Origin of the sequence: Nocardia ignorata NBRC 108230, assembly GCF_001612905.1 — a bacterium.
In the GTDB taxonomy this organism is placed as follows: Bacteria; Actinomycetota; Actinomycetes; order Mycobacteriales; family Mycobacteriaceae; genus Nocardia; species Nocardia ignorata.
In genome coordinates, this window is sequence record NZ_BDBI01000011.1 from 332,933 (window position 1) to 358,901 (window position 25,969).

Below are 25,969 nucleotides of genomic sequence, written 5' to 3' on the forward strand. Positions count from 1 at the left end.
ATGTCCGACAACAAAAATAAAACGCTCACCGTCCTCGGGCTCGGCGACATGGGCTCGGCCCTCACCCGTTCGTGGCTCGCGGCGGGATACACCGTCACCGTGTGGAACCGCAGTCCCCGGCGGGCCCCGGTGGGGGCGGCGGTCGCCGCGACCGTTGCCGATGCCGTCGGCGCGAACGCGCTCGTGGTGGTGTGTCTCCTCGACGACGCGTCGGTGCGCGCGACGCTCGACGGCGTCGATCTGACCGGCCGCGACATCGTCAACCTGACCACGAGCACACCCGCCGAGGCCCGTGCGCTCGCCGAGTGGATCACCGCGCGCGGCGGGAATTTCCTGGACGGCGGGATCATGGCCGTCCCCTCCATGATCGGCGCAGCCGACTCGGGTGCGTACGTCTTCTACAGCGGTTCGGCGCGGCTGCACGAGACCCATTCCGAGGCCTTGGCGGTGCCCGCCGGTGTCACCTACGTCGGCACCGACGCCGGCTTCGCAGCGCTGTACGACATCGCGCTGCTCAGTGCGATGTGGGGCATGTTCGCGGGCGCCACACACGCGTTCGCTCTCATCGGTGGCGAGAACATCTCACCGGTCGAATTCGCGCCACTCATGGTGGCCTACCAGCAGGCGATGGCCGGCTACGCCTTCGGCACGGCCGCGCAGCTGGCGAGCGGGGACTACACGCAGGACGTGGAGTCGAACCTGGCGATGATGGCCACGACGAACGACACACTGCGACGTACCGCCCTGGAACAGCGCGTCAGCCCGGAACTTCTCGAGCCCTTCATGACACTGATGGAACGTCGAGTCGCCGAGGGCGGCGGGAAGGAGTCGACCACCGGCGTCGTCGACCTCCTACGCCGCTGATCGAGCGGCTCCTGTCGGTGCGCGGCGGCGACTGTTCCCGTGGGGCCATAGTTCGTGTCGATGACTACCGGGACGGCCTTGCGCCACCCACGGATCGGTGACCCGGCGCTCTTCTGAGCACCGCACGGGCCCGTGGCCCGATGTCCGATCGAAGATCCAGCGCCGCTGCGCGGGCTCCGCCTCCTTCGTGTTGATCACAGGCTCCACACATCAACCGCGACAGGAGAATCCATGCATACCAAGACGCTGCAGATCCCTACCCTCGATGGCCACGCGGACGCGTTCGCCGCCTTCCCCGACTCCGGGGAGCAGTATCCGGGCGTACTGATGTACCCGGACGGTTTCGGTATACGGCCCGCGCTGCGGGAGATGGCCGAGGAACTGGCCGGGCACGACACCGCCGAACGTGCGCTCCGCGACGCCGACGCCTACCTCGAGTTCCTCACCACCCGACCCGAGGTCAGCGCCGGACCCGTCGCAGTGACGGGTTATTGCATAGGCGGGCTACTGGCGGTGCACACCGCTGTAGCCCACCCCGGCCGGGTGGCCGCCCTCGCCGCATTCCACGCCCCCGTAGGCGCCGACGGACTCGACAAACTCTCCGAACTCGCCGCCGAAGTCCATTTCGGCCACGCCGAAACCGATCTGACGCCCCAGGATCTCCGTCGGCTCGACCAGGCATTGGCTGCCGCGGGCGTCGAATACACCTCCGAGATCTACCCCGGCACCGTCCACGGCTTCACCATGTCCGACACCGACGACTTCGATCCCTCCGCACTGCGACGTCATTGGGACCGGCTGCTCCCCCTCCTCGGCCGCGCGCTGGGCAACGGTGGCGGCTCCCGGTAGTCGCCGACCAACTCGTCGTTCAGGCCGGGGTGACCGCCACCGGCAGCGATTCCAGGCCGCGGATGACCACATTCGGCTTGAACGGCGGATTGTCGCTGCGCAGTTCCAGCGAGCCGACCTTGCGCAACAGCACGTCGAGCAGGATCTCCATCTCGAGCAGTGCCAGCGGGGCGCCGAGGCAGTAGTGGATGCCGAGACTGAAGCCCAGGTGCTTCTTGGCCGGGTTCTTCGGATCGGAGTAGCGGGTCACGTCCAGCCGCTCCGGGTCGGGGAAGGCGGCGGGGTCGTGGTTGCTCGAATTGATCAGCACCACAACACCTTCGCCCTGCTCGAACCGGTGGCCGGCGACGGTGATCGGCCGGGTCGCGGCGCGCGTGGTGATCTGCACCGACGGGTCGAGACGCAGCAGTTCGTCGGGTGCGTGGGCGAGCATCTCGGGACGTTCACGCAGCACCTGGATCTGGTCGGGGTTGCGCAGCAGGCGCAGCATGCCGGTGCCGATGAGATTGGCGGTGGTCTCGTGCCCGGCGACGAAGGTGGTGATGCAGGTGGCGAGCAGCTCCTGTTCGGAGAGCACGTCACCGCGATCCTCGACCTGGGACAGCGCGCTGAGCAGATCGTCGCGCGGGCTGACGCGGCGTTCGTTGAGCAGCTCACGGAAGTAGCCCATGAATCCGCGCGAGGCCGCGCTGCGCGCCCGCAGGCATTCCTCGGGCAGTGTGTAGTCGTGATCGAAGCCGCGGGCCAGGTCCTGCGACCAGCGGTGCACCTGGTCGTAGGCCTCCTTCGGCACACCGATCAGTTCGCAGGCGATGATCAACGGCAGCGGGTAGGCGATCAGCTCGACGAGGTCGAATTCGCCCGCGGCCACGGCGTCGTCGACGAGCTGCTCGCACAGCTGCTCGATCCGCGGGCGCAGCCGGGTCACCATGCGCGGGGTGAAGCCCTTGGTGACGAGGTTGCGCAGGCGGGTGTGGTCCGGCGGCTCCATCCACAGGAACGAGGTGGGCAGTTCCTCGGGGGCGTTCTCCGGCGAGACCGTCGGGTGCATCATCGCCGCTTCCTCGGCGTGGCTCCACGCGGTGGTCGACAGCACCGCCGCGCAGTCCTCGTAGCGGGTGAGCACGTGGTGGCCGAGTGGGGTCTGGTGGATCGGGCCCGCTTCCCGCAGTACGCGGGCGGGGCTGTAGGGGTCGGCGCGGCCGTCGGGGCCGAACAGCTGGATCAGGGCGGTCTGGACGGCGTCGGTGTCGATCGTGGAGGTCATGGGTTGGTCTCCTCGTGGGGGTGGTCAGGGCAGGAGGATGCGGCGCAGCGTGCCCGGCGCGGTGAGCGCGGCGGGTGCGTCGACCAGGTGGGCGACGCGCAGGAAGGTCCTGGCCACGCGCGGATCGCGGTGGGCCACGCGCTGCACCCTTGCCACGAAGACGTCGGTGAGCCGGGTGCGCAGGGTGCGCCTGCCCTCGACGCCCGGATTGCGCAGATCCGAGCCGGCGGCCAACTGCCAGGCCACCGCGACGGCGTCGGCGGCGGCCGCGTAGAAGCGTGCAGGCAGGTCGTCGGCGTCGAGGCAGTCCCGCAGGGCGGCGGCTTGCAGCGCGGCCACGGTCATGCCCTGGGCGTAGAGCGGGTTGAACGCGCACTGGGCGTCACCGAGCACGAGCAGCCCCGCGGGCGCGGCACGCTGGCGGTCGAAGCGTCGGCGCACGGCGGTGCGGAAGCGGTACGGGACCGGTTCGCCGAGCGGGTCGGAGCCGACGACGATGGTGTGGATATCGGGCGCCGACAGCGACGCGGCATACGCGCGGAAGCCCTGCTCGTCGGTCGGTGGATGATCGCCGAGCATCCCGGCGAGGGTGACGTGCCAGCGGTCGCCCTCCACCCGCACCGCGCCGCCACCGCGCCCGTCCGCGCCGGTCGACACGATCACCGAGGCCTGGCCGTCGAGCTGGCCCGGCCGGTGCCGGAAGAACCGCGACGCGTAGCCGAGATCGACCTCCAGTCGTTCTTCGTCGGGCACCTCCGCACCGATCGCGGTGAGCCACAGGGTGATTCGTGAGCCGCGGCCGCTGGCGTCGACGATCAGATCGGCGGCCAGGGTCTGCTCCCCCGCCGGGCCGGTCACCCGGACGGCGCGCACGCGCTGGGCATCGCCGATCAGGCCCTGCACGGTCGTCCTGGTCAGCAGTTCGATGCCACGCATCCGCAGGGTGCGCCTGCGCAGCACGGTTTCGAGCAGCGACCGGGTCGCGATCAGCGAGGTGAGTCCGGTCGCGCCCGCCGCCAGCCGGGAACCGCCGACATACCAGCGGGTGCCGACGAGCACCTCGGCAACGGTCGCGCCGTCTGCGACGGCCTCCTCGGTGAAGCCCGGATACAGCTCCTCCATGATCCGGCGGCCCCGGTCGAGCAGGCCGTGCAGATGCCAGGCCTGCGGAACACCGCGGCGCACAGCCTCTTTCGCGTCAAGCTCGTCGCGTTCCACCACGGTGACCCGGTCGAAACGCTCGGCGAGCACCCGCGCCGCCAGCAGCCCGGCGACCCCGGCGCCGATGACGAGCGCGTGCTGCCGCGGCGCGGTCACAGGGTCACCGGGAGGTGGCGGACGCCGCGGTGGATCAGGCTGGGCCGGTACTCGATCGAATGCTCGGCCAGCGCCAGCTCGGGCGCCCGGTCGAGCAGGGTGCGGATCGCGGCCTCGGCCTCGATGCGGGCCAGCGGCGCGCCGACGCAGTAGTGGATGCCGAGGCTGAAGCCCAGATGCTTACGCGGCGGGCGGTTTCCGGTGAAGCGGGTGATGTCGAAGGTGTCGGGGTCGTGGTAGACCCGTTCGTCGCGATTGGCCGAGCCGGTGAGCACGACGACGCCGTCGCCGCGGCGGAAGCTGTGCTCGCCGACCCGGGTGTCGGCCAGCGCGACCCGGATCGTGAACTGGGTGGGCGCGTCGTAGCGCAGCATCTCGTCGATGGCGGGCCCGATCAGTTCGGGCTGTGCGCGCAGCAGCGCGAGCTGATCGGGATGGCGCAGCAGGGCGAGCATGCCGTTGCCGATCAGGTTGATCGAGGTCTCCATGCCCGCCACGAGCAGCAGCAGCGACATCCCGATCACCTCGGGCTCGGTGAGGAAGTCGCCGTCCACGCTGGCCGCGACCAGTTCGCTGAGCAGGTCGGTGCCGGGCCGCTGCTTCTTCTCGGCGATGAGTCCGGCGAAATGGCCCATGCACGCGATGGCCGCGTCGGTGCGGGCGCTGATGTCGTCGGGACCGAGCAGCGAGTCGGGGTCGCTGCCGCGCGCGATGGCCAGCTGCCAGGCGCGGAAGCTGGGGCCGTCGGCGGCGTCGGCGCCGAGCAGCCGGACCGCGACCATGGCGACGGCCAGCGGGACCGCCAGATCCTCGAGCACGTCTAGTTCGCCGCGCTCGAGTGCCGCGTCGACCAGGCCGTCGACCACCGTGCCGGCCACCGGTGCCATCTCGCCGATCATCTTCGGGGTGAACGCCTTGGCCACCAGCTTGCGGTAGCGGCCGTGCTCGGGCGGGTCCATGCGGACGAACGAGCCGGGGATGGCGGCGCTGGTGTCCCGGAAGGGACTGATGCCCGCCGCGTAGCCGTGACCCCAGTCGGCGCCGGTGAGCACCGCCGCGCACTCCTCGTAGCGGGTCACCAGGCGCACCGGCACCTCGCCGAGCTCGTACGGGAACAGCGGGGTGGCGGTGCGGACCCGGGCGTAGGCGGGATACGGGTCGGCGCGGTGGTCGGGCGCGAAGGCGTCGAAGGTGAGGTCGGCGGGGACAGCGGTACTCATCGGCCCTCCAGGCTGATTCGCAGTTCGGACATGCCGCGCACGACCACGTTCGGGCGGTACGGCGGTTCGGCGAGCAGGTGCATCCGCTCGACCCGGGTGGCGACAGCGCGCAGCACCGCCTGCATCTCGAGGCGGGCCAGCGGCGCGCCGAGGCAGTAGTGCAGGCCGAGACCGAACGACAGGTGCCGTTCGGGTCGCTTGCCCGGCAGGTAGCGGCCGATGTCGAAGCGGTCGGCCTCGGGAAAGGCTTCGGGGTCGCGGGCGGCCGAGCCGATCAGCACGATCACCGCGTCGCCGGGCGCGAAAGTCTTTCCGGCGAGCTCGATCTCGTGCCGAGCGGTGCGGGTGGTCAGGTGCACGGGTGGGTCGTAGCGCAGCACCTCGTCGACGGCGGGCGCGCACAGTGCGGGGTCCTCGCGCAGCCGCCGGAACTGGTCGGGATGGCGGATCAGGGCGAGCAGTCCGTTGCCGATGAGATTGACCGTGGTCTCGTGCCCGGCCACCACCAGGATGAGCAGGGTGCCGATCAGTTCGGTCCTGGTCAGCCGGACCCCGGCCTCCTCCGCGTGCACCAGCGCGGTGATCAGATCGTCGCGCGGATCGGCGCGGCGTTGGGCGACCAGCTCGCCGAAGAACGCGTCGAACGCGTGCACCGCCTCGGTGCGCGCGGCCAGCTCCTCGGGGCTCAGCAGGGTGTCGGGGTCGAGGCCGCGCGCGATGTGGGCGGAGATCTCCCGCACGTGGGCGTGGGCTTCGGCGGGGACGCCGAGCAGTTCGCAGATCAGGGTCAGCGGCACGGGGTAGGCCAGCGCCTCGAGCACGTCGGTCTCACCCTCGGCCAGCATCGCCGTGAGCAGCCCGTCGACGAGCCGGTCGGCGCGCTCGTGCAGGCCGGCGACGGTGCGGGCGGTGAACGCCTTGCCGACCAGGCCGCGCAGACGGGTGTGGTCCGGCGGTTCCATCCACAGGAACGAGCCGGGCAGCTCCACCTCGCTGTCGCCGTGCAGCAGGTCCGGTTCCTCGGCGTGGCTCCAGCGCGGATCACTCAGGATCGCCTGGGCCTGCGCGTGTCGGGGCACCAGGTGCGTTTCGCGCGGGCCCGGCACGAACGGCCCTGCGGCACGCAGGGTTTCGTAGCTGGGATACGGGTCGTGGCGGCAGTGCGGCGCGACGCTCTCCAACACCGCGATCTGCACCGGGGTCGGGTCGTCGACCGCGACATGATCGGAAGTCACCGGCAGCTCCTAGGGGCGATTTCGGTGCGGGGATTTCGCCGCTCATCGTCGTCGCGCGGTGGCCCTGAATTCGCGCAGTATTGCCTGCTCCGATCGGGCGATAGCCGAATATCTTTATCAGGCAGGGCAATTGGACGATCGACGGTGATTATCGGCGCGCGTAATTCGTTATTCGTTCAACGCGATGTCAGCTGGCACTGTTGTCGTTTCCGGCATGAATTCCTCGCGTTCGAGCGACACGCTCATCACCCTGCTGGCCGGGGTCGCCGCCGAACGGCCGCGCGTCACGGCGACGTTCTGGTCGGTGTCGGAGCAGTTGGACAACGCCGAGATGCAGGCACGCGCCCAGGCGACGGCGACCGCGTTGGTGCGGCGCGGGATCGGACGTGGCGAGCCCGTCGGTGTGCTCAGCCCCAACGCGCCGGAGTTCCTGTCCTCGCTGTTCGGCATCGCCGCGGCGGGCGCCGCCGCCACTCCCCTGCCGCTGCCCGCCGGCGCACGGGCGACGGCCGCCTATCCGACGAAGCTGACGGCGATCACCGCGGCCGCGGGCATGCGCACTGTCCTGGTCTCGCCCCGGTTCGCCTCGATGATCCCGCTGATCGGAGACATCGGCGTCGAATTCGTCGACACCGGCGCGCTCGTCGACGAGGTCATCGCCGACGTGGACATCTTGCCGACGCCGGGCCCCGACGATCTGGCCATCGTGCAATTCACCTCAGGCAGCACCGCGCTACCCAAGGGAGTGCGGCTCACCCATGCGAATGTGGTGAGCGGGCTGGCCGCCATCCGCACCGGTATCGATCTCGGTCTCGACGATCAGGGCGGGTTCTGGTTGCCGCTGTTCCACGACATGGGCCTGTTCGGCACCCTGTCGGCGGTGCTGCGCGGCATCCCGGCGCACGTGTGGTCGCCGATCGCGTTCGTGAAGGATCCGGCGCGCTGGCTCGCCGAGTTCGCCGCGACCGGAACCACCATCACCGCGATGCCGAACTTCGGCTATGAGGCGCTGCTTGCGGCGATCCCGCCGGAGCGGGTCGCCGACTACGACCTGCGGCATTGGCGGATCGCGTTCAACGGCGCCGAACCGATCGCCGAATCGGTGGTCAGCGCGTTCTGCGAGCGGTTCGCACCCGCCGGTTTCGCGCCGTCGACGATGTTCGGCGTATACGGCATGGCCGAGGCCACCCTCGCCGTCGCGTTCCCACCGCTGCTGCGCGAGCCGGTCTTCGAGTGGGTCGACCGCGCCCTGCTCTCGGACGCCGCGGTCGCCGATGTGGTCGCGCGGGACGCCGACGGAGCGCGGGCGGTCGCCTCGGTCGGCGGGCCCGTCGACGGGATCGCCGTGCGGATCGTGCACCCCGACACCGGCGCCGACCTGCCCGACGGCCGGGTCGGCGAGATCCTGATCCAGGGCGCCCCGGTGACCGACGGCTATCTCACCGCCGACCCCGAGGCCGCCGACGACCGGTTCGTCGACGGCTGGCTACGCACCGGCGACCTCGGCTACCGGCGCGGCGGCGAACTGTTCGTCACCGGCCGCTGCAAGGACATGATCACCGTGCGCGGCGTGAACTACTACGCCCAGGACGTCGAGGCCGCCGTCCGTGACCTCGACGGCGTCCACAAGGGCCGCTGCACCGCCGCCGTCGATCCCGACGGCGACGATGTGATCGCCCTCATCGCCGAAACCGAACACACCGGCGCCGCGGCCGACGCCCTCGCCGACGCCATCCGCGCCGCCGTCACCGCCCACCTCGGGCTCAGCGCGGTCCAGGTGCACCTGGTCGCGCCGCGCAGCATCCCCCGCACCAGCAGCGGCAAGCTCCAACGCCTCGCCGCCCGCGAACTGATCGGCCGGCGATGACGCCGCGCCCCGCTCCCCTTCGATCGAACGGAGTGCCTCGTGCACAGCTTTGACGTGTTCCGCCACTACGAACGCCTGCACTGGAAACTGAGCGATCTCGACCTGCCCGCCGTCGACCCGACGCTGGTCCGCCCCGAATACATCACCCTTGCCAAGAGCGCGGCCATGGGTGAGTCCAATGTGATCGCCGCGGTACACGGCTTCCTCAACGAATTCGTCGACGACTACGACTTCTCCACCTTCGCGGTGGTGTGGGGCTATCAGGAAGTGCAGCACCACTACGCGTTCCGTTCCTGGCTCGGCGCGATCGGCGAGGACGTCGAGGACCGCGCCGTCGACGCCATGCGCGAGCCGTACGCACCGGGCAGCACGCCCTCGGCGACCTTGGCGACCAACATCATCTCCGAGCTCACCGTCAACCACGTGTACCGCGCGGTGTCGAGCTGGGTGGCCGAACCGGTGCTGAAGGAGTTGCTGCTCAACGCCAGTCGCGACGAGGCCGGGCACGCGCGCGAATTCATCCACTACACCAACGAGCGATTGAAGAAGCGCCCCGAGGAACTGCCCTCGGTGCTCGAGACCTTGTACGTCTACAGCTCCGAGGCCAAGATCAAGCACCCGGTGAGCACCTTCAAGGCGGGCATCGCCGAACTCGGCGACCACGAGACCATCGACACCGGTTTCGAGCTGTTCCTCGAGCAGGTCGCCGCCGAAGGCGAGCTGGAGGTGCTGCACGACAAGGTGCGCCGCACCTTCGCCTCCATCACCGGGCTCGACCTGTCCAGCAACGCGAAGGTGCGTCGGGCGCTGGCCGACGCCATCGCCTGATGACGGCCGCCGACGCCGTCGTGGTGCCGTGGTCGGTGATCCCCGACTACCACTGCTTCGGCTGCTCCCCGCACAATGCCGCCGGGTTGCGCCTGAGTTTCACCCAGCGCCCCGACGGCGCCCTGGAGGCCGGGTTCCGGCTCGGGCGAACCTTCGAGTCCTATCCCGGTGTCGTGCACGGCGGCCTGATCGGCGTGGTGTGCGACGAGGTGATGGGCAATCTCATCGTGCTCGCGCGCAACGTACCCGCCTTCACTGTCTCCCAGCGCACCCGTTTCCTCACGCCCCTGCTGATCGATCGCGAATACCGCTGTGTGGCAACACTTCCGCCCGAGCGCGGGCCGGGTCCGATCACCGCGCACGCGGAGATCCTCGACGCCGACGGCTCGGTGTGCGCGTCGTCGACGGCCACCTATCAGCCCTTCGATCTGCACGCGGTCCGCGACCAGCTCACCCTCGACGACGACGAAGTCGCCCTGCTCGACCACGCCCTGTCCACGGCGAACACTTTCTCTCCGAACGGAGCCCGGCCATGACAACCACTTCCGCCGACACCATCCTGCGCACGGTCACCGAGATCGCGATCTCCGAAACCGGCCTGCCCGCCGCCGAGCTGACCCCCGACGCCGACCTGCGCGCCATGGCCGGTGTCGATTCGGTGCGGGTGCTGCGGATGATCGCCCGCATCGAGCGCACCTTCGACATCGAGCTCGATGACGAAGACGTCTTCGGCATGTCCACCCTGGCCGAGGTCACCGCCGTGGTGGAGCGCTCCGTCCGTGCGGGGCGGCAGGCATGACGGTCGTCGCCGATACCAATCAGCACTACGATCTCGATCCCGAGATCTTCGGCGAGTTCCTCGATCCGCTGCGCAAATACAGTGCGGCACTGTACGAATCCGCCGACGACACCCTGGAGACCGCGCAGCGCAACAAGCTGCGTTTCGTCGCCGAGCGGCTCGGGCTGCGCGGCGGGGAACAACTGCTCGACGTGGGCTGCGGCTGGGGTTCGCTCATCCTCTACATGGCGGGCGAACTGGGTTGCCGCACACTGGGTATCAGCCCGGCGCCCCGGCAGCACGACTACATCGCCGCGCAGGCCGCCGCCCGTGGGGTGAGCGAGCTGGTGCGCACCCGCGTCGGGCATTTCGAGCAGCTCGACCTACCCGCGCGCGGCTTCGACGCCGTCACCCTGCTCGGCTCGATCGTGCACATGCCCGATCCCGACGAGGTGTTCCGCCGCGCCAAGGTGGTGCTGCGCCGCGGCGGCACCCTCTACGTGTCGGAGAGCTGCTTCCGCAATGCGGCCATCCGCACCGCGTTCGACGATCGCGACGGCACCGGGTTCGTCCGCGAGGACATCTTCGGTTTCGGTGAGCTGCGCCCACTCTCGGAGCTTGTCGCGGCCGCCGAGAACGCGGGCTTCTCGGTGATCTCGGTCGACGACCTCACCGAGAACTACCGGCGCACGATCGAGGACTGGATCGCCAATGTCGATGCCGCCGCCGACCGCATCGACGCGCACGGCGCCGGCCTGGCAGCCAAGCTGCGCCACTATCTCGAGATCGCCAACGCGGGCTGGGGTTACACCACCAAGCATTACGCGCTGGTCTGCCGGAATGCCAGGTAGGACATGATCAGTACACCAGGGTTGCTGCCCGTCACCGAGCTGACCGCCGCGGTCGACGGCTTCCTCGCCGCCTCCCCCGCGGCCCGCGCCTGGGACGTCGAGACCGCCTTCGACTGGACGGCCGCCGACGCGGGCAGGCTCACCGAGGGACAACGATCCGCGGTCCAGTTCGTCACCCTCATCGAAGACCACTTGCCCGGCTATTTCGATGTCTACCACCGGCATTTCCCGGTCGACGACAGCGTGGATCTGGCGACCTTCGAACACAATCGGGAGCTCTACCACTTCACGGTGCGGTGGGCGCTCGAGGAGGACACCCACGCCAGGGCGCTGGCCCGCTACCAGGAGGCCGCGGGTATGGCCGAACGGTCGACGCTGCGTTCGGAATTGGCGATCGAAGGGCACAAGCCGTTCGACCTGCCCTACGACCATCCCGTGCAGTTCTTCGCCTACGCGCTGGTGCAGGAGAAGGCGACGCAGATGTACTACCAGCAGCTGCGCGACGTCGTCACCGATCCGGTGCTCGCCGCGGTCCTCACCAGGTTGTCCCGCGACGAGGCAAGACATTTCAGTTTCATGGCCGAGGTGGTGACGCGATACCTGCGCCACGACGGTGACGCGGTCGTCGCGCCGATCCGCGACGTCATCGCGCATTTCCGGATGCCGCTGTCGGACACGCTGCGCGGCTACTGGCGGTGGGCGCTGCGCATCGCCGAAGTCGCCGACTACGACCACACCGCCGCGTACGAACACCTCGTGAAGGTGATCGACCGTGCGGTCGACACACGAACCGAGCCGATCGACGAGCTCGTCAGGTTCGTCGAGAGCTGCCGAGCGCTGACCTGATCCGACAGCACCGGCCCCGCCCCCGATCGGTTGGGGGCGGGGCCGGTGCCTTGTGGTCAGTTGCCCTGTGCCAGTACGAGAATCGTCGTGGTGCCGTGGGCGATGAGCTTGCCCGCCGCGTCGGTGATGCGCCCCTCCGCGGTGGCGGTGCGCCGCCCGACGTGCACGGCGGTGGCGTCGCAGGTGAGCCTGCTGCCGTCCAGTGTCACGGCCCGGATGAAGTTCACCTTCAGTTCCAGCGTGGTGTAGGCGACGCCGTCGCCGAGCTCGGTGAACACCGCGCTGCCCATGGCGGTGTCCATGAGGGTCGCCAGGACACCACCGTGCACCGTGAACATCGCGTTGATGGTCGCCGGATTGGGGTCGAGATAGTAGCGCGTGTGTCCTTTCGACGCGCTTTCCAAGCGAATTCCGAGTGAATCACCGACACCCAGTTTTTCCCGCAGTCCGCGTTCGAATACCGCGGTCAATTCGTCGACCCGCCGCTGCGCGGTCACGTCGACGTCCATGTCGGTACTTGTCATGATTTTCCTCCCTGCGGACGATTCTTCCGTCTCATTCGAGCAGCCTTCGGTGAATTGCGGTTTGCCGCAGCCCATTCCATGCCGAACTCCGATTGCCTGATCGGGATCGCGCGCGCCCGGCGAATCGTTGGCCGGGCGCCGGTACCGTCGGTGAGATGGCCGACACCACCGCTGCTCCCCGCGTCGAGTCCATCGGCGCCGACTTCTTCGACGATCCGCACGCCCACTACCGGCGCTGGCGCGCCGCGGGCCCGGTCCATCAAGTCCGCTTCCCCGACGACGTGGTCCGCTGGGTGATCATCGGCTACGCCGAAGCCCGTGCGGCGCTGGCCGATCCGCGCCTGGCCAAGGATGTCGGGCAGGTCGAGGCGATCCTGCACGAGAAGCGCCGCGAAACGCGGTCGGACCCGAATGTGAGCGCGCTGCTGAGCCACATGCTCGGCACCGACCCGCCGGCGCACACGCGCCTGCGCAAGTTGGTGAACAAGGCGTTCACCGCCAAGCAGGTCGCCGGACTGCGGCCCCGGATCGAGCAGATCACCGAGGACCTGCTGGACGCGACCGCCGATCGCGACGAGTTCGATCTGATGGAAGAGTTCGCCGATCCCCTACCGGTAACCGTGATCTGCGAACTGCTCGGAGTGCCGTTCGCCGACCGTGCGGATTTCCAGGCGTGGACCCGCGCGCTGGTCACCGTCGTCGGCGAGGACGAAGGGCGTCCGGCCGCGGGCGCCGCCATGGTCGGCTATCTGACCGACCTGGTGCGGGCCAAGCAGGCCGACCCGGCCGACGATCTGCTCTCGGAACTGGTGCTGGCCGACGACGACGGCGACCGGCTCACGGACAAGGAGCTGGTGTCGATGGCGTTCCTGCTGCTGGTCGCCGGACACGAGACCACCGTCAATCTGATCGGCAACGGCATGAACGCGCTGCTGCGCGACCGGGCGCAGTGGCAGGCGCTGTGCGCCGATCCGGCGGCGGTGCCCCTCGCGATCGAGGAGTTCCTGCGGTTCGACGGGCCGGTCGACATGGCCACGGTGCGCTACACCGCCGAGCCGGTCACCATGGGCGGCACCGAGATCCCGGCGGGCGAACTCGTCTACGTGTCGGTGGCAGCCGCCAATCGCGATCCCGCACGGTTCGCCGATCCCGACACTCTCGCCACCGACGGGCATACCACCGGGCACCTGGCGTTCGGCCACGGCATCCATTTCTGTGTCGGCGCTCCCCTGGCCCGGCTCGAGGCCACGATCGCCGTCACCGCCCTCCAGCGCCGTTACCCCGACCTGCGGCTGGCCCCGGCCGCCCTGACGCCACGCTGGCAGACCAGCACGCTCATCCGCGGTCTGCTCGCGTTGCCCGTGCTGACGCGCTGATCGCAGCGCTGCCGAACAGCGAAAGACCCCGCCCGATCACAGGATCGGGCGGGGTCGGTGTCCCCCGGTCGCTCTATACCGGGTCTTCGACCACCCCTACTTCGCCGGTGCGTTGAACGGCTGGTTGATGGTGGTGAAGTACTGGATCGCCGCGCCGATGGCCACGGGCGCGGTGATGAAGATCTGCCCGGCCAGGGTGCCGAGCGCGCCTACGGCGAGGATGCCGCCGATGCAGCCGACCGCGGCGGCGGGCAGGAACGGGCCGAACAGGCCGACGATGGTGGCCGCGGCGACGGTGGCGCCGACGATGCCGCCGAGCACGCAACCCACCGCGGCGCCGCCGATACCACCGACCAGGGTGCCGATCGCGGCGCCGGTGGAGATGGTGGTGGTCAGCCTGCTCCAGGCCGCCACCTCACGCTCGTATTCGCTCTTCCACGGTGCCTTGTCCTCGAAGGGCAGGGCGACCGGCTTGTAGACGGCCTGCGAGGCATCCAGCTGCGGGCTCAGTGTCGCCGTGTTGCCCGCGATCTCGGCCACGATGGGCAACTCGAACTCGTCCAGCCGGAAGGTCAACGGGGTGGCGGCGACGGTGGTGCCGTCGGGCGCCTTCACCTTGAACGCGCCGTCCTCGACGACCATGGAGCCGGCACCTGTGGTGATGACGGACTTACCGGCCACTTCCTGCGCAGTGAACTCGATCGGGGCGGGGGCCTGGGCCGACGCCGAGCCGGTGATACCGGCCGTGACGCCGATCGCGGCGGCGAGCAGCGCCGCGGCCGCAGCAGATTTCCTCATCGTATATTTCTTCCTCTCACATTCCCGGACGGGAATCGGGCGCGTCCGTTACGCGCACGTTCTGGGGGACAACCGATTCCGCGTGCGCTCACAGGTCGAGCACCAGGACGCCCGAGCGGGCCCGCGAGACGCAGAGCATCATCGTGGCGCCGCTGTCGCGTTCCTCAGGGGTGAGCAGCGAGTCGCGGTGATCGACCTCGCCGTCGAGCACCGGGGTCTCGCAACTGCCGCAGGTGCCTTCGCGACACGAGGTGAGCACCGCGATGCCCGCCGATTCGAGGACGTCGACGATGGACCGGTCGGCCGCCACTCGCATCGTGCGGCCCGTCTGCGCCAATCGGATCTCGAAGGCGGTGTCGGCATCCGTGGGCACGACCGGCCGTGGCACGAAGCGTTCGGTGCGCACGGTGACACCGCCCCGCGCGCCCGCTGCCTCGACCGCCGCCAGCAGCGGTTCGGGACCGCAGCAGTACACGGTCGCGCCCGGTCGGTCGGCCAGGATCTGCGCGATCGGCAGCAACCCGGCCTCGTCCTGCGGCACCAGGCGCACCCGGGAGTCCGTGGCGAGGACGTCGGCGAAGGCCATGTGCGCGCGGCTCCGGGCGCCGTAGTGCAGCGTCCAGTCCGCACCCGCCCGGTCGGCGGCGGCGATCATCGGCAGGATCGGGGTGATCCCGATCCCGCCTGCCACGAAGGTGTATCGCGCGGCAGGAGTCAGCTCGAAGTTGTTGCGGGGCACCGAGACCGACAGTGTGGTGCCGGGCAACGCTGTCCGGAACAGGGCGGCCGAACCGCCCCGGCCCCGGGGTTCGTGCAGCACCGCGATCCGCCAGTGGTCCCGGTCGGCGGGGTCACCGCACAGCGAGTACTGGCGCACCCCGGCGGCGCCCACCGCCACGTCGATGTGCGCGCCCGGCGTCCAGGCGGGCAACTGCCCGCCGTCGACCGCGGCGAGCACCAGGGCGAACACCGCGTCGGCTTCCTCGGTGCGGTCGATCACCCGCACGCTCACTTCGGTCATGCCCATCCCCTCGGCGGAATCGTTGTCGAGATCACCGTGGTGCAGCGGCGCCCGGTTCGCCGCCGTGGCATGGCGAGACGATTGGACCGATCGACGTTCACTATCGCCCCGGCCTCCGACCTGCCCGCCGCCCGAAACTGGCGGCATGACTCCCGTGTCGGAACTGGTCGACAGGACCAGGCAGTTCGTTCGAGATCACGTCATTCCGGTGGAACGCGAGGTCGTGGTCGGTGGCCGGGTCACCGACGACGCCCTGCGCCTCGATTTGCAGAAGAAGGCCAAGGAAGCCGGTGTCTTCGGCCCCCTGTCCGATCCCGCCTACGGCGGCCTCGGCCTCGACACGAGGGCGCAGGCCGAGGTGCTCGAGGCGGCGGGCGCGAGCCTGCTCGGCCCACTGGCGGTCAACGCCTGGGCTCCCGACGACGGCAACATCCACCTGCTGGCCGCGGTGGCCAACCCCGAACAGCAGCAGCGGTATCTGGCCCCACTGGCCTCCGGCGAGGTGCGCTCGGCCATCGCCATGACCGAGCCTGCCCCCGGCGCGGGTTCCGATCCGCGGATGCTGGCGACCGTGGCCGAGGAGACCGACACCGGCTGGGTCATCAACGGCCGCAAACACTTCACCACCGGCGCCCAGGGCGCCGCGTTCACCATCTGTGTCGCCGCGACCACGGACGGTCCGACGATGTTCCTGGTCGACCAGGACAATCCCGGCCTGCGGGTGGGACGGCGGATGCCGACGCTGGATCACACCAGTGCCCCTGGCGGACACTGCGAGGTCGAGTTCGTGGACTGCGAGGTCGACGAGTCCGCGATCCTCGGCACCGTCGGCGGCGGCCTCGACCTGGCGCAGGCACGGCTGGCGCCCTCGCGGCTGGTGTTCTGCATGAACTGGCTCGGACTGGCGGTGCGCGCCCAGCAGCTGGCCGCCGAGCACATCACCGGCAGGCAGTCGTTCGGGGTCCCGATCGCCGACCACGGCATGGCCCAGGGCCTGATCGCCGACAACGAGATCGACATCGCCGCCGCGCGCAGCCTGATCCGCGCCACCGCCGCCACGATCGACGAGCACGGCGCCACCTCCGGGCAGGCCAGGCACGAGGCCTCGATCACCAAGACCTTCGTCTCCGAGGCGGTGTGGCGAGTGCTCGACCGCGCGGTGCAGCTGCACGGCGGGCTCGGCGTCTGCGAGGACTACCTGGTGGCCCGATTCCTGGTGGAGGCCAGGGCTTTCCGCATCTACGAGGGTCCGTCGGAGGTGTTGCGCTGGTCGATCGCGCGACGCGTCCTGCGCGGGCCGCGCTGAGAGGACGACGAGATGACCCGCAGCATCGCCGGATTCGGCGCCGCTTACCCCGCCCTCGACCCCGACGCCGTCGACTTCGGCTATCTGCGCGACGCCTCGCAGGCGCTTGTACCGTTCGGCGCGCACGTCGGCACCGTGATCACCGAGATCTCGGCCACGCGTTCGGTGGTGGAGATCCCCGCCGAACCGGTGATGTGCAACCACATGGGCACCGTCCACGCGGGCGCGCTGTTCACCGCCGCCGACATCGCGGGCGCCGCGGCGTTCGTCGGCGCGGCCGCGCACCGCCTGCACGCCATCGACCGGCTGGTCCTGCGCGGCGGCACCGCCGCCTACCGGAAGCCGGCGCGTGGCCGCATCCGTGCGGTCGCCACCGTCGAAGCCGCCGAACTGGCCATGATCCTGGCCGCCACCGCGAACGCGCGTTACGGCCTGTCCGGACGCGCCGAACTGCTCGACGACAACGACGTGCTCACCGCCGAATTCACCTTCGACTACGTGTGCGATGTCCGCATCGCCGGAACGGACGACCAATGAATTCCGCAACTCCCAGCGATTCCGCGACCGGTGGCGGACGGGTGGCCGACGGGCCCGCGACCACGCCTGACACCAGCACAGTCGAGACCGTCGACGGTGTGCGGTTCACCGTGCGCCGGCTGGCCGCCGCCGACCCCACCGCCCCGGTCGTGCTGATCCTGCCCGCGATGGCGATGAAGGCCCGCAACTACCAGTCGCTGGCCAAGGCGCTGCACGCCACCGGGCTTTCGGTGGCCACCGTCGATCTGCGCGCACACGGCGAGGCCGAGCCCGCGCTCGGCGAGCACACCGATTTCGGGTACCGCGAGATGCTCGAAATCGACCTGCCCGCCATCGTTTCCGCGATCGAGGAGCACTTCCCGCAGGCGCCGCTGCACCTGTTCGGGCACAGCTTGGGTGGCCAGCTGGCCCTGCTGTTCGCCGCCGCCGAACCCGAGCGGGTCGCGGGGGTGACCGTGATCGGCACCGGCACCGTGTTCTGGTGGGCGTTCGGTCCGCGCCGCTGGTTCGAGGCGCTGAGCCAGATCCAGTGGATCGGTCTGGTCGCCCGCGTCAAGGGGCACTGGCCGGGTGGGGTGCTGATCCCGGCGCCGATGCCGGGCGGGGTGATGGTCGACTGGTCGATCCACTCGCTGACCAGCTACTACCGCCCGCGCGGCACCACCCGTCGCTACAACTCGCTGCTGGCGGAGATGACGTTGCCGGTGCTCGCGATCTCGCTGTCCGAGGACGTGCTCGGCCCGAAGTCCAATGTCGACTTCCTGGTGTCGCGCATGCCCGCCGCACAGGTCACCCAGTGGCACATCGACGCGGATTCCGCGGTCGAGCACCGCGATCACTTCGCCTGGTTGAAGGATTCGCCCGCGATCGCGACCCAGGTGTCGCGCTGGATCACCACCGGCTCCGCGCCGGCCTGAGGAGAGACGTGGCACGACTGCAGATCCAAGCGGTGTCGAAGAAGTTCGACACCGACTACGCGGTGCGCGAGGTGAGCCTCGACATCGCCGACGGCGAATTCATGGTGCTGCTCGGCCCCAGCGGCTGCGGCAAATCGACCCTCCTGCGGATGATCGCCGGACTGGAGGAACCCAGCGAGGGCCGGATCCTGGTGGGCGGCACCGACGTCACCGACGCCGCGCCGCAACGACGCGACCTGGCGATGGTGTTCCAGAGCTACGCGCTCTACCCGCACCTGTCGGTGGCCAAGAACATCGGCTTCCCGCTACGGGCCCGGCGCAGGCCGCGCGCGGAGATCGCCGAGCGGGTGGCGGAGGTGTCGGCCACCTTGGAATTGTCGGCGCTGCTGGACCGGCGCCCGGTGGCGCTCTCGGGTGGACAGCGGCAGCGAGTCGCGTTGGCGCGGGCCATGGTTCGCGATCCGGGCGCGTTCCTGATGGACGAGCCGCTGTCGAATCTCGACGCCAAGCTGCGCAGCGCGACGCGTGCCGAACTGATCGCCCTGCACCAGCGGTTGGGGGCGACGTTCCTCTACGTGACCCACGACCAGGTGGAGGCGATGACGATGGCCTCGCGCATCGCGTTGCTCAACGAGGGCCGGGTCGAACAGTGCGGCACGCCCGCCGAGCTCTATGACCAGCCCCGCTCGACCTTCGTCGCCGGGTTCCTCGGTGCGCCGCCTATGAACCTGTTCCCCGCCGTCGTCACCGCGGACGGGGGCGCGCTGCGGGTGACCGCCGACGGGGTCGACGCCGCCCTCGCCATCACCGACGATCTCGACGCCGCCACCCCGGTGATCGCGGGCATCCGCCCCGAGCGCCTGCGCATCGATCCCGCGGCCAACGACGTCCGCGGGACGGTGCGCATGGTCGAGAACCTCGGCAGCGAGGAACTGGTGCATCTCGACGCGGGCGCGACCAGCCTGTGCGTGCGTGCCGCGCGACCGGCCGGGGTCGCCGCGGGCGAGAACATCACCCTGCGCGTGGATCCCGCCGACATCCACCTGTTCGACCCCGACACCGGTTTGCGGCTGAGCTGGCGTGCGCCGCAACCGGATTCGCCGAAGGCCGTGGACGCGGCGGCCGTGCCCGTCCCCTGATTTCCCGCACCACTCGATGAGGAGAACCACCATGAAACGCACCCTGCCCGTCCTGGGCGTGGTGTTCACCACCGCCGTCGCCCTGAGCGGCTGCGGTCTGGGCGGCACCGTGTCCTCGGACACCACTTCGACCGCGCAGATCCCGGAGCTGAAGCCCGACCAGCAGGTCTCGATCACCTTCGAGTCCTACAACTACGGTCTCGCCGGTGCCTGGACCGATACGTTCAACGCGCTGATCGCCGACTTCGGCAAGAAGTACCCCAATATCAAGGTGACGGCGCAGAAGCCGCAGGGCAACAGCCCGAACCCGGCCACCGACACCATCTCCAGCATCCAGAACCAGATGGTCGCGGGCACCCCGCCCGATGTCGCCCAGCTCGGCTTCTCCGACCTGGACTTCACCATCAACCAGCTGCAGGCCAAGCCGCTCGACACCCTCGTGGGCACGCAGGAGGTGGCCCGCAACTTCGACGGCCGCCACGCCTACGCGCCGCGCGCCCGCGTTCTCGACGACTGGAACGGCCACACCTACGGTGTGCCGTTCGTGTTCTCCACCCCGGTGCTGTATTTCAACGCCTCGCTGTTCACCGAGGCCGGGCTCGATCCGGCCGAGCCGCCGGCCACCTGGGCCGAGGTCGCCACCACGGCCGCGCAGATCGCCGACCGCACCGGCAAAGGCGGTGTGTACATCGACTGCCTGACCAAGACCGCCAAGGACTGGTGCTTCCAGTCGATGGTGCGTTCCAACGGCGGCCGGGTCATCTCCGAGGATCGTCGCACCCTGACCTACGCCGACGCACCCGTCGTCGAGGTGACGCAGATGGCGCAGAACCTGGTGAATTCGGGCAGCATGCCCAAGCTCAACCAGAAGCAGGGTTACGAGGCGTTCGCGCGCGGTGAGATCGGCATGATCCTCGAGACCAGCGCCATCCAGGGCACCTTCGTCACCGGCGCCAAGGACAAGTGGGATCTGCGTTCGGCGGCGATGCCCGCGTTCGGTGACAAGCCGACCGTGCCGACCAATTCCGGTGCGGGCCTGCACATCCTGTCCAACGATCCGGCCAAGCAGCGCGCCTCGTGGGAGCTGATCAAGTTCCTCACCAGCGAGGAGTCCTACATCAAGATCGCGCAGAACATCGGCTACCTGCCGCTGCGCACCGGTCTACTCGAAGATCCCGACGGCCTGAAGGACTGGGCCGCGAAGAACCCGCTGCTGAAACCGAACGTCGCCCAGCTCGCCACCATGGAGCCGTGGGTCTCCATGCCCGGCAACAACTATCTGCAGATGCGTGACGGCATGATGGACGCGGTCGAGGCGATCGTCTTCCAGGGCAAGGATCCGCAAGCGACCCTGACCGCGGCGCAGGCCGAGGGCGCCAAGCTCCTCCCGGCGGCATGATGAGTGATCTGACCATCGTCCAGCTCACCGACACCCACCTGCGTCCGGCCGGTGAGCTCGTCCACGGTGTCGTCGACACCGACGCCAACCTCGCGCGGGTGCTCACCCAGCTGCGCGCGGCCGGGCAGCACGTGGATGCCCTGGTGCTCTCGGGTGACCTGTCCGACAACGGGTCACCCGAGGCGTACCGGCGGCTGCGAGCGGCCGTGGAGCCGGTCGCGGCCGAGCTCGGGGCCGAGATCGTCTATGTGATGGGCAATCACGACGAGCGGGTCGGCTTCGGCGAGGAGCTGCTCGACCTGGCGCCCGGTTCGGTGGATCCGGCCCTTCCGCACGATTCGTGCGTCGAGATCGCGGGCCTGCGCGTCATCGCGCTCGACAGCACGACGCCGCTGCGGCACGAGGGCAAGCTCGAGCTCGAGCAGCTGGCCTGGCTGGCCGAGCAACTGCGTGTGCCCGCGCCGCGCGGCACCCTGCTCGTGCTGCACCACCCGCCGATTCCCTCGCCGGTGGCCACCGTCGACTTTCTCAAGCTCGAGGACGCCGAACGGCTGGCCGACGTGCTCGCGGGCTCGGACGTGCGGATGATCCTGTGCGGGCACAACCATCTGACCGCCGCGGCGGCGGTGGCGGGGATTCCCGTGTGGATCGGTCCGGCGTTGTCGTATCGGATCGATCCGATGGCGCCGGTGGGCAGGCATCGTGGGCTGGCCGGATTCGGGTACAGCCGGATCGATCTCGTCGGCGACACGATGCTCGCGACGGCTATCGAGGCGACTCCGGCGGTCTCGGTCTACGACCGGCCAGAGGCCGAGGTGCTCGAGCAATTGGCGGCGATCGCCGCGCGGACGCGGTGACATGTTCGTCATCGACGACCGGCAGGACCCGGCGCAGGCGGTGCCGAGCATCGCCGCGCCGGGTCCGCGCCGGTTCACCCGCCGCGCGCTGACCCGTCTCGTCGCGCCCTATCTGTATCTGGCGCCCGCGCTCGTCCTGTTGGTCGTGTGGACCTATCAGCCGCTGGCCCAGGCGGTCGAGCTGTCCACGTATTCGTGGAATCTGCTGCCGACCGCGCCGATGAAGCCGGTCGGCACCGCCAATTACGAACGGCTGCTGGATCTTCCGGCGTTCTGGGGATCCCTCGGCCGCACCGCGACCCTGATCGTGGGGTTGCTGCCGTTCACGGTGCTGTTGCCGGTGCTCATCGCGCTGGCGAGCCGGCGCGTGCACGGCCGGGCCAGGACCGTCTATCAGGCGCTGGTGTTCGCGCCGTTCCTCGTCGCGCCGGTCGCCGCGGCGGCGGTGTGGCGGTGGCTGCTGCATCCGGGCACCGGATTCGTCGACCAGCTGCTCGGCACCGGCCACAACTGGGTCTACGACGCCTCGACCGCGCAGGCGGTGATCATCGCGATCACGGGGTGGCAGCTGCTCGGTTTCGCGACGCTGGTGGTCTGGGCCGGACTGGCCGGAATCAGCGGCGACTACAGCGAAGCCGCGCGGGTCGACGGGGCGACACCGGGGCAGATCCGGCGCTGGATCACGCTGCCCCTGCTCTCCCCCACCCTGTTGTTCCTGGTGCTCACCACGGTGCTGCTCAGTCCCACCCTGTCCTTCCCGCTGATCGACTCGATGACCCAGGGCGGTCCGTCGCAGGCCACGACCAACATCTACTACCTGCTCTGGGACTACGCGTTCCACAGCTTCGACGCCGGGCTCAGCGCCGCGGCGGGTGTGCTGTTGTTCGTCGGCTTCGGCGCGCTGGCCGCGGTGCTGGTCTGGATATCGGAAAAGGTTGCCGTTCATGATGATTGACCGTCTGCGCGCGGCGGGCAGCCACCTGCTGCTCGCCGGCACGGCGCTGCTGTGCGTATTCCCCATCTACTGGCTGTTCGCCACGGCACTGCGCCGGCCGGAGGACGTCACCTCGCTCGCGCCGTTGCCGTGGCCGCTGTCGATCGACAACTACCTCGACGCGGCGCAGAAGGTGGATGTCGCGGGCCTGATCGCCAATACGTTCTTCGTGGCGGTCCTGTCCGCGGCCGGGCAGTTGCTCATCGCGCTGCTCGCCTCGTACGCGTTCGCCATGTACACCTTTGCGCTCCAGCGGCTGATGTACCTGGCGTTCGTCGGCGTCTGGCTGGTGCCGTTCCAGGTGACCATGCTGCCCAACTACATCCTGCTCAACGAACTGGGCCTGATCAACACGCTCATCGGCTGCGTGCTGCCGACCCTGTGCTCGGCGCTGGGCGTGCTGCTGTTGCGCCAGCACATGTCGGCATTCCCGAAGGAGCTCATCGCGGCCGCGAAAATGGACGGCCGCTCCTCCTGGGCCATCCTGTGGACCGTGGTCGTCCCCAACCTGCGCCCCGCACTGGCCGCCCTCGGCATCCTGCTGTTCATCAACGCCTGGAACGAATACTTCTGGCCCGCCGTGGTGCTGCGCCAGTCCAACGACGTCCTCCAGTTGGGCCTGCGCAGTTTCATGGGCACCGAAGGCGACCAGTGGGGACCCATGATGGCCCTCGCCAGCCTCGCCTGCCTACCGGTCCTGTTGCTCTATCTGGTGTTACAGCGCCACATCGTGAACGCCTTCGTCCGCTCGGGTCTCAAGTGAGATCAGGGCGTCACCGACAATGGCCTGGTGGGATTCGAACTGTGCCGTGGCGCGGCGGCCGCTGCCTGGCTCCTCCAGCAAGAGCTGCCATGGCGGCGGCTCGCCGCGCGCGGGGTATCAGAAGTATGCGGGGCTCAGGTCCGTCCCCGATCCTGACTTCCCCGGGCAAAGCCTGAACGACGTCCGCTCAGACCAGCCGGAGCACGGCCGGTTGGGCCAGACCCGTCCGGCCGGTGCGCGGCGATGCTCAGTGCACGGCGGCCGGAGCGTTCAGGGCGCCGATGAGGGCCGTGTCGTGGGTGGCGGCCCGGAAGGCGGGGTGGTCGAGGATGTCATGGAGGAAGTCGGTGGTGGTGGCCACGCCGGGGCCGGCGATCGTGGTCTCGGCGAGCGCGCGGCGCATGCGGGCGATGGCCGTCGGCCGATCCGGCGCCCAGACGATGACCTTGGCGAGCAGCGAATCGTAATGTGGCGGAACGGCATAGCCCGGCGCCACATGGGTGTCCACGCGGACGAAGGGACCGGCGGGGAGTGCGCACTCGACGAGCGTGCCGGGGGCGGGCGCGAACGCGCGTTCCGGGTCTTCGGCATTGAGGCGGCATTCGATGGCGACACCGTGCGGCGCGCGATCGCCCAGGGTCAGCGGCTCGCCCGCGGCGATGCGCAGCTGCTGCGCGACCAGGTCGACGCCGGTGACCATCTCGGTGACGGGGTGCTCGACCTGGAGGCGGCAGTTGACCTCCATGAAGTAGAACCGGCCGTCGGGCGCGAGCAGGAACTCCACCGTGCCCGCCCCGACGTAACCGGCTGCCTCGCAGCCGCGGACGGCAGCGGCGCCGATGCGTTCGGCGAGTTCGGGCGACAGGCCCGGCGCCGGCGATTCCTCGACCAGCTTCTGATGCCTGCGCTGCAGCGAACAGTCACGCAGACCCAGGTGACGGACGGTGCCATGGGTGTCGGCGAGGATCTGCACCTCCACGTGCCTGGCCGATTCCAGGTAGCGCTCGACATAGAGCCTGCCGTCGCCGAACACGGCGGCGGCCGCGGCCCTGGTGTGCTGCCAGGCCGTGGCGAACTCGTCGCCGTCGCGCACCACCCGCATCCCCCGGCCACCACCGCCGGCGACGGCTTTGATGATCACCGGGTAGCCGATCTCGTCGGCCAGGGCGCGCGCCGCGTCGGGATCGTCGATGGCGTCGCGGCTGCCGGGCAGCAGGGGCAGGCCCGCGTCGGCCATCAGCGCACGGGCGGTCGACTTGTCACCGAGCCGGGCCATGACCGTCGACGGCGCGCCGACGAACACGAAGCCCTCCGCCTGACACACCTCGGCGAAATCCGGGTCCTCCGAGAGGAATCCGTAGCCGGGATGGATCGCGTCGGCGCCGGTGGCGCGGGCCGCCTCGATGATAGCGGGGATCGACAGGTAGCTGCGTTTGGCCGGGGCCGGACCGATCTGGACGTGTTCGTCGGCCAGGCGCACCGCCGCGGAGTCACGGTCCGCGGCCGAATGCACCGCCACGGTGGCGATACCCAGTTCGCGGCAGGTACGGATGACCCGTACCGCGATCTCCCCGCGGTTGGCGATCAGCACCTTACCGAAGGGGCGCGTCATCGCAGCGCCTCGAACACGATCAGGGCCTGGCCGTGCTCCACGGCGTCACCGTTGTCGACGAGGATTTCCGCCACCACACCCTCGCGGGTCGCGGTGACCGGGATCATCAGCTTCATCGCCTCGATGATGCCCACCTGCTGGCCGGCGCGGACGGGGTCGCCCACGGCGACGAACGGCGCGGCACCGGGTTCCGGCGCTCGATAGAACACGCCGACGGTCTCGGCGGTGAGCGGGAAGGTCGATGCGGCGCCGTTGTCGGCGGGCCTGTCCACCCGCGCTGCGCCCCCGTCGGCGGGTTGGGTCGGGACGAGAACCAGCTGTCTCGCCGGATCACCCTCGTCGGCGGCCGCGGCGGGCCGCTCTCCCCAGGTGATGCGCAGGGACACCGGACCGTTGGCGACCGTCACCGAGGTCGGTGCGGACCCGATGGCGCCCACCGTCATGGCGTGGCGGCTGAGCACCGCGAGGCTGTGGTCCGCTTCGGTGGGGCTCACGGCCCGCACGGGAGGGTCGTTGGTCACGGACTCGGTCATCGGTTCTGCTCCTGAATCTTGGTGTGCGGGTTGGTCGGTGCTCCGCAAGGTCTGTCGCAAAGCGGTCAACGGATGGCGGATCAGGAAGCCGACCACGAGGTCTCCGGGAGGTCGCGGGCCAGGCCGTAGGTGCGGAAACGATTGTGCCGCTGGGCAATCAGGTCGGCGCTCGGGCAGGCCGCCAGCTCATGGACGGCTCGGCGCACCGCCCGCCGCAGCAGCGCCGCCGCGCCGACGGGATCGCGGTCGGCGCCACCGGCCGGTTCGGGGA

At 69.8% G+C, this 25,969-nt stretch carries 27 protein-coding genes; 17 read left to right on the forward strand and 10 right to left on the reverse strand.

The genetic code is table 11. The features are described 5' to 3' along the window. A complete protein-coding gene (locus NI2_RS10960; RefSeq protein ID WP_067489040.1) occupies positions 1 to 864 on the forward strand; it encodes an NAD(P)-dependent oxidoreductase in 864 nt (287 codons plus the stop codon). A 231-nt stretch (positions 865 to 1,095) separates the two neighbouring features. Continuing rightward, positions 1,096 to 1,713, forward strand: a complete 618-nt coding sequence (locus NI2_RS10965; protein ID WP_067489042.1) for a dienelactone hydrolase family protein — start codon at positions 1,096 to 1,098, stop codon at positions 1,711 to 1,713. A gap of 19 nt (positions 1,714 to 1,732) precedes the next feature. Here the strand turns inward: NI2_RS10965 and NI2_RS10970 are convergent, their stop codons facing one another. The 4 genes from NI2_RS10970 to NI2_RS10985 are packed head-to-tail and all read right to left on the reverse strand — an operon-like array spanning position 1,733 to position 6,752. Next, the gene (locus tag NI2_RS10970) at positions 1,733 to 2,980 is read right to left on the reverse strand and encodes a cytochrome P450 (protein ID WP_067489044.1); all 1,248 of its coding nucleotides are present in this window, start codon (positions 2,978 to 2,980) and stop codon (positions 1,733 to 1,735) included. A gap of 24 nt (positions 2,981 to 3,004) precedes the next feature. Continuing rightward, complete coding sequence (locus NI2_RS10975) at positions 3,005 to 4,297, reverse strand: NAD(P)/FAD-dependent oxidoreductase (RefSeq protein WP_067489046.1); 1,293 nt, start codon at positions 4,295 to 4,297, stop codon at positions 3,005 to 3,007. Next, positions 4,294 to 5,517: a cytochrome P450 gene (locus tag NI2_RS10980; protein WP_067489049.1), complete on the reverse strand. Its 1,224-nt coding sequence runs from the start codon at positions 5,515 to 5,517 to the stop codon at positions 4,294 to 4,296. The genes NI2_RS10975 and NI2_RS10980 overlap by 4 nt, the downstream gene beginning before the upstream one ends. After that, a complete protein-coding gene (locus NI2_RS10985) occupies positions 5,514 to 6,752 on the reverse strand; it encodes a cytochrome P450 (RefSeq protein ID WP_067489051.1) in 1,239 nt (412 codons plus the stop codon). The genes NI2_RS10980 and NI2_RS10985 overlap by 4 nt, the downstream gene beginning before the upstream one ends. A 214-nt stretch (positions 6,753 to 6,966) precedes the next feature. Between NI2_RS10985 and NI2_RS10990 the strand changes: the two genes are divergently transcribed. From NI2_RS10990 to NI2_RS11015, 6 genes are read left to right on the forward strand one after another with little or no spacing between them, the layout of a single operon-like run. Then, complete coding sequence (locus tag NI2_RS10990) at positions 6,967 to 8,619, forward strand: AMP-binding protein (protein ID WP_067489053.1); 1,653 nt, start codon at positions 6,967 to 6,969, stop codon at positions 8,617 to 8,619. Positions 8,620 to 8,658: 39 nt separating this feature from the next. Then, entirely contained in the window at positions 8,659 to 9,447 is a 789-nt protein-coding gene (locus NI2_RS10995; protein WP_067489055.1) for a ferritin-like domain-containing protein, read from the forward strand. After that, positions 9,447 to 9,983 (forward strand): PaaI family thioesterase, encoded by a 537-nt coding sequence (locus tag NI2_RS11000; RefSeq protein ID WP_067489057.1) that lies wholly within the window; start codon positions 9,447 to 9,449, stop codon positions 9,981 to 9,983. Before NI2_RS10995 ends, NI2_RS11000 begins: the two co-directional genes overlap by 1 nt. Further along, positions 9,980 to 10,246 (forward strand): acyl carrier protein, encoded by a 267-nt coding sequence (locus NI2_RS11005; protein WP_067489059.1) that lies wholly within the window; start codon positions 9,980 to 9,982, stop codon positions 10,244 to 10,246. The genes NI2_RS11000 and NI2_RS11005 overlap by 4 nt, the downstream gene beginning before the upstream one ends. Further along, positions 10,243 to 11,076, forward strand: coding sequence for an SAM-dependent methyltransferase (locus NI2_RS11010; protein WP_067489061.1), 834 nt, complete (start codon positions 10,243 to 10,245; stop codon positions 11,074 to 11,076). Before NI2_RS11005 ends, NI2_RS11010 begins: the two co-directional genes overlap by 4 nt. A gap of 3 nt (positions 11,077 to 11,079) precedes the next feature. Then, complete coding sequence (locus tag NI2_RS11015; RefSeq protein WP_067489063.1) at positions 11,080 to 11,922, forward strand: acyl-ACP desaturase; 843 nt, start codon at positions 11,080 to 11,082, stop codon at positions 11,920 to 11,922. A gap of 56 nt (positions 11,923 to 11,978) precedes the next feature. On the opposite strand, the gene NI2_RS11020 is transcribed toward NI2_RS11015, so the two are convergent. Then, positions 11,979 to 12,446 (reverse strand): PaaI family thioesterase, encoded by a 468-nt coding sequence (locus NI2_RS11020; protein ID WP_067489064.1) that lies wholly within the window; start codon positions 12,444 to 12,446, stop codon positions 11,979 to 11,981. Positions 12,447 to 12,601: 155 nt separating this feature from the next. Between NI2_RS11020 and NI2_RS11025 the strand changes: the two genes are divergently transcribed. Next, positions 12,602 to 13,822 carry a cytochrome P450 family protein gene (locus NI2_RS11025; protein WP_067489066.1) on the forward strand — a complete coding sequence of 407 codons (1,221 nt, stop codon included), beginning with the start codon at positions 12,602 to 12,604 and terminating at the stop codon, positions 13,820 to 13,822. Between the two features lie 96 nt (positions 13,823 to 13,918). On the opposite strand, the gene NI2_RS11030 is transcribed toward NI2_RS11025, so the two are convergent. Together NI2_RS11030 and NI2_RS11035 are read right to left on the reverse strand one after the other, a co-directional pair. Then, complete coding sequence (locus tag NI2_RS11030) at positions 13,919 to 14,620, reverse strand: DUF8020 domain-containing protein (protein WP_067489068.1); 702 nt, start codon at positions 14,618 to 14,620, stop codon at positions 13,919 to 13,921. 88 nt (positions 14,621 to 14,708) lie between these two features. Next, positions 14,709 to 15,641 (reverse strand): PDR/VanB family oxidoreductase, encoded by a 933-nt coding sequence (locus tag NI2_RS11035; RefSeq protein WP_443093638.1) that lies wholly within the window; start codon positions 15,639 to 15,641, stop codon positions 14,709 to 14,711. A 145-nt stretch (positions 15,642 to 15,786) separates the two neighbouring features. Here NI2_RS11035 and NI2_RS11040 point away from each other — a divergent pair, with 145 nt between their 5' ends. The 8 genes from NI2_RS11040 to NI2_RS11075 are packed head-to-tail and all read left to right on the forward strand — an operon-like array spanning position 15,787 to position 23,553. Beyond that, the gene (locus NI2_RS11040) at positions 15,787 to 16,947 is read left to right on the forward strand and encodes an acyl-CoA dehydrogenase family protein (protein ID WP_067489071.1); all 1,161 of its coding nucleotides are present in this window, start codon (positions 15,787 to 15,789) and stop codon (positions 16,945 to 16,947) included. A 12-nt stretch (positions 16,948 to 16,959) separates the two neighbouring features. Next, the gene (locus NI2_RS11045) at positions 16,960 to 17,484 is read left to right on the forward strand and encodes a YiiD C-terminal domain-containing protein (RefSeq protein ID WP_067489073.1); all 525 of its coding nucleotides are present in this window, start codon (positions 16,960 to 16,962) and stop codon (positions 17,482 to 17,484) included. Then, complete coding sequence (locus NI2_RS11050) at positions 17,481 to 18,401, forward strand: alpha/beta hydrolase family protein (protein ID WP_067489076.1); 921 nt, start codon at positions 17,481 to 17,483, stop codon at positions 18,399 to 18,401. The genes NI2_RS11045 and NI2_RS11050 overlap by 4 nt, the downstream gene beginning before the upstream one ends. Positions 18,402 to 18,409: 8 nt before the next feature. Then, the gene (locus tag NI2_RS11055) at positions 18,410 to 19,540 is read left to right on the forward strand and encodes an ABC transporter ATP-binding protein (RefSeq protein ID WP_067489078.1); all 1,131 of its coding nucleotides are present in this window, start codon (positions 18,410 to 18,412) and stop codon (positions 19,538 to 19,540) included. Between the two features lie 31 nt (positions 19,541 to 19,571). Further along, positions 19,572 to 20,939, forward strand: coding sequence for an ABC transporter substrate-binding protein (locus NI2_RS11060; protein ID WP_174552196.1), 1,368 nt, complete (start codon positions 19,572 to 19,574; stop codon positions 20,937 to 20,939). After that, positions 20,939 to 21,796 (forward strand): metallophosphoesterase, encoded by an 858-nt coding sequence (locus NI2_RS11065; protein WP_174552197.1) that lies wholly within the window; start codon positions 20,939 to 20,941, stop codon positions 21,794 to 21,796. Before NI2_RS11060 ends, NI2_RS11065 begins: the two co-directional genes overlap by 1 nt. 1 nt (position 21,797) lies before the next feature. Continuing rightward, complete coding sequence (locus NI2_RS11070) at positions 21,798 to 22,751, forward strand: carbohydrate ABC transporter permease (protein WP_174552198.1); 954 nt, start codon at positions 21,798 to 21,800, stop codon at positions 22,749 to 22,751. Next, a complete protein-coding gene (locus NI2_RS11075) occupies positions 22,741 to 23,553 on the forward strand; it encodes a carbohydrate ABC transporter permease (RefSeq protein WP_067489084.1) in 813 nt (270 codons plus the stop codon). The genes NI2_RS11070 and NI2_RS11075 overlap by 11 nt, the downstream gene beginning before the upstream one ends. Positions 23,554 to 23,800: 247 nt before the next feature. On the opposite strand, the gene NI2_RS11080 is transcribed toward NI2_RS11075, so the two are convergent. The 3 genes from NI2_RS11080 to NI2_RS34410 form a co-directional block, all read right to left on the reverse strand. After that, complete coding sequence (locus NI2_RS11080; protein ID WP_067489086.1) at positions 23,801 to 25,165, reverse strand: acetyl-CoA carboxylase biotin carboxylase subunit; 1,365 nt, start codon at positions 25,163 to 25,165, stop codon at positions 23,801 to 23,803. Beyond that, positions 25,162 to 25,698 carry an acetyl-CoA carboxylase biotin carboxyl carrier protein gene (locus tag NI2_RS11085; protein WP_067489088.1) on the reverse strand — a complete coding sequence of 179 codons (537 nt, stop codon included), beginning with the start codon at positions 25,696 to 25,698 and terminating at the stop codon, positions 25,162 to 25,164. Before NI2_RS11085 ends, NI2_RS11080 begins: the two co-directional genes overlap by 4 nt. Positions 25,699 to 25,778: 80 nt before the next feature. Then, positions 25,779 to 25,969 (reverse strand): hypothetical protein (locus tag NI2_RS34410; RefSeq protein WP_218018523.1); only part of this gene is annotated, 191 nt, incomplete at its 5' end.

What these genes read in the sequence shown, in the direction of transcription:
- NI2_RS10965 (WP_067489042.1), top strand. Translation starts at nt 1,096, where the DNA reads ATGCATACCAAGACGCTGCAGATCCCTACCCTCGATGGCCACGCGGAC.
- NI2_RS11065 (WP_174552197.1), top strand. Translation starts at nt 20,939, where the DNA reads ATGAGTGATCTGACCATCGTCCAGCTCACCGACACCCACCTGCGTCCG.
- NI2_RS11000 (WP_067489057.1), top strand. Translation starts at nt 9,447, where the DNA reads ATGACGGCCGCCGACGCCGTCGTGGTGCCGTGGTCGGTGATCCCCGAC.
- NI2_RS11025 (WP_067489066.1), top strand. Translation starts at nt 12,602, where the DNA reads ATGGCCGACACCACCGCTGCTCCCCGCGTCGAGTCCATCGGCGCCGAC.
- NI2_RS11085 (WP_067489088.1), bottom strand. Translation starts at nt 25,698, where the DNA reads ATGACCGAGTCCGTGACCAACGACCCTCCCGTGCGGGCCGTGAGCCCC.
- NI2_RS11010 (WP_067489061.1), top strand. Translation starts at nt 10,243, where the DNA reads ATGACGGTCGTCGCCGATACCAATCAGCACTACGATCTCGATCCCGAG.
- NI2_RS11080 (WP_067489086.1), bottom strand. Translation starts at nt 25,165, where the DNA reads ATGACGCGCCCCTTCGGTAAGGTGCTGATCGCCAACCGCGGGGAGATC.
- NI2_RS11030 (WP_067489068.1), bottom strand. Translation starts at nt 14,620, where the DNA reads ATGAGGAAATCTGCTGCGGCCGCGGCGCTGCTCGCCGCCGCGATCGGC.
- NI2_RS11045 (WP_067489073.1), top strand. Translation starts at nt 16,960, where the DNA reads ATGACCCGCAGCATCGCCGGATTCGGCGCCGCTTACCCCGCCCTCGAC.
- NI2_RS11040 (WP_067489071.1), top strand. Translation starts at nt 15,787, where the DNA reads ATGACTCCCGTGTCGGAACTGGTCGACAGGACCAGGCAGTTCGTTCGA.
- NI2_RS11005 (WP_067489059.1), top strand. Translation starts at nt 9,980, where the DNA reads ATGACAACCACTTCCGCCGACACCATCCTGCGCACGGTCACCGAGATC.
- NI2_RS11075 (WP_067489084.1), top strand. Translation starts at nt 22,741, where the DNA reads ATGATGATTGACCGTCTGCGCGCGGCGGGCAGCCACCTGCTGCTCGCC.
- NI2_RS10960 (WP_067489040.1), top strand. Translation starts at nt 1, where the DNA reads ATGTCCGACAACAAAAATAAAACGCTCACCGTCCTCGGGCTCGGCGAC.
- NI2_RS11035 (WP_443093638.1), bottom strand. Translation starts at nt 15,641, where the DNA reads ATGACCGAAGTGAGCGTGCGGGTGATCGACCGCACCGAGGAAGCCGAC.
- NI2_RS10980 (WP_067489049.1), bottom strand. Translation starts at nt 5,517, where the DNA reads ATGAGTACCGCTGTCCCCGCCGACCTCACCTTCGACGCCTTCGCGCCC.
- NI2_RS11070 (WP_174552198.1), top strand. Translation starts at nt 21,798, where the DNA reads ATGTTCGTCATCGACGACCGGCAGGACCCGGCGCAGGCGGTGCCGAGC.
- NI2_RS11060 (WP_174552196.1), top strand. Translation starts at nt 19,572, where the DNA reads ATGAAACGCACCCTGCCCGTCCTGGGCGTGGTGTTCACCACCGCCGTC.
- NI2_RS11050 (WP_067489076.1), top strand. Translation starts at nt 17,481, where the DNA reads ATGAATTCCGCAACTCCCAGCGATTCCGCGACCGGTGGCGGACGGGTG.
- NI2_RS11020 (WP_067489064.1), bottom strand. Translation starts at nt 12,446, where the DNA reads ATGACAAGTACCGACATGGACGTCGACGTGACCGCGCAGCGGCGGGTC.
- NI2_RS10990 (WP_067489053.1), top strand. Translation starts at nt 6,967, where the DNA reads ATGAATTCCTCGCGTTCGAGCGACACGCTCATCACCCTGCTGGCCGGG.
- NI2_RS10970 (WP_067489044.1), bottom strand. Translation starts at nt 2,980, where the DNA reads ATGACCTCCACGATCGACACCGACGCCGTCCAGACCGCCCTGATCCAG.
- NI2_RS11015 (WP_067489063.1), top strand. Translation starts at nt 11,080, where the DNA reads ATGATCAGTACACCAGGGTTGCTGCCCGTCACCGAGCTGACCGCCGCG.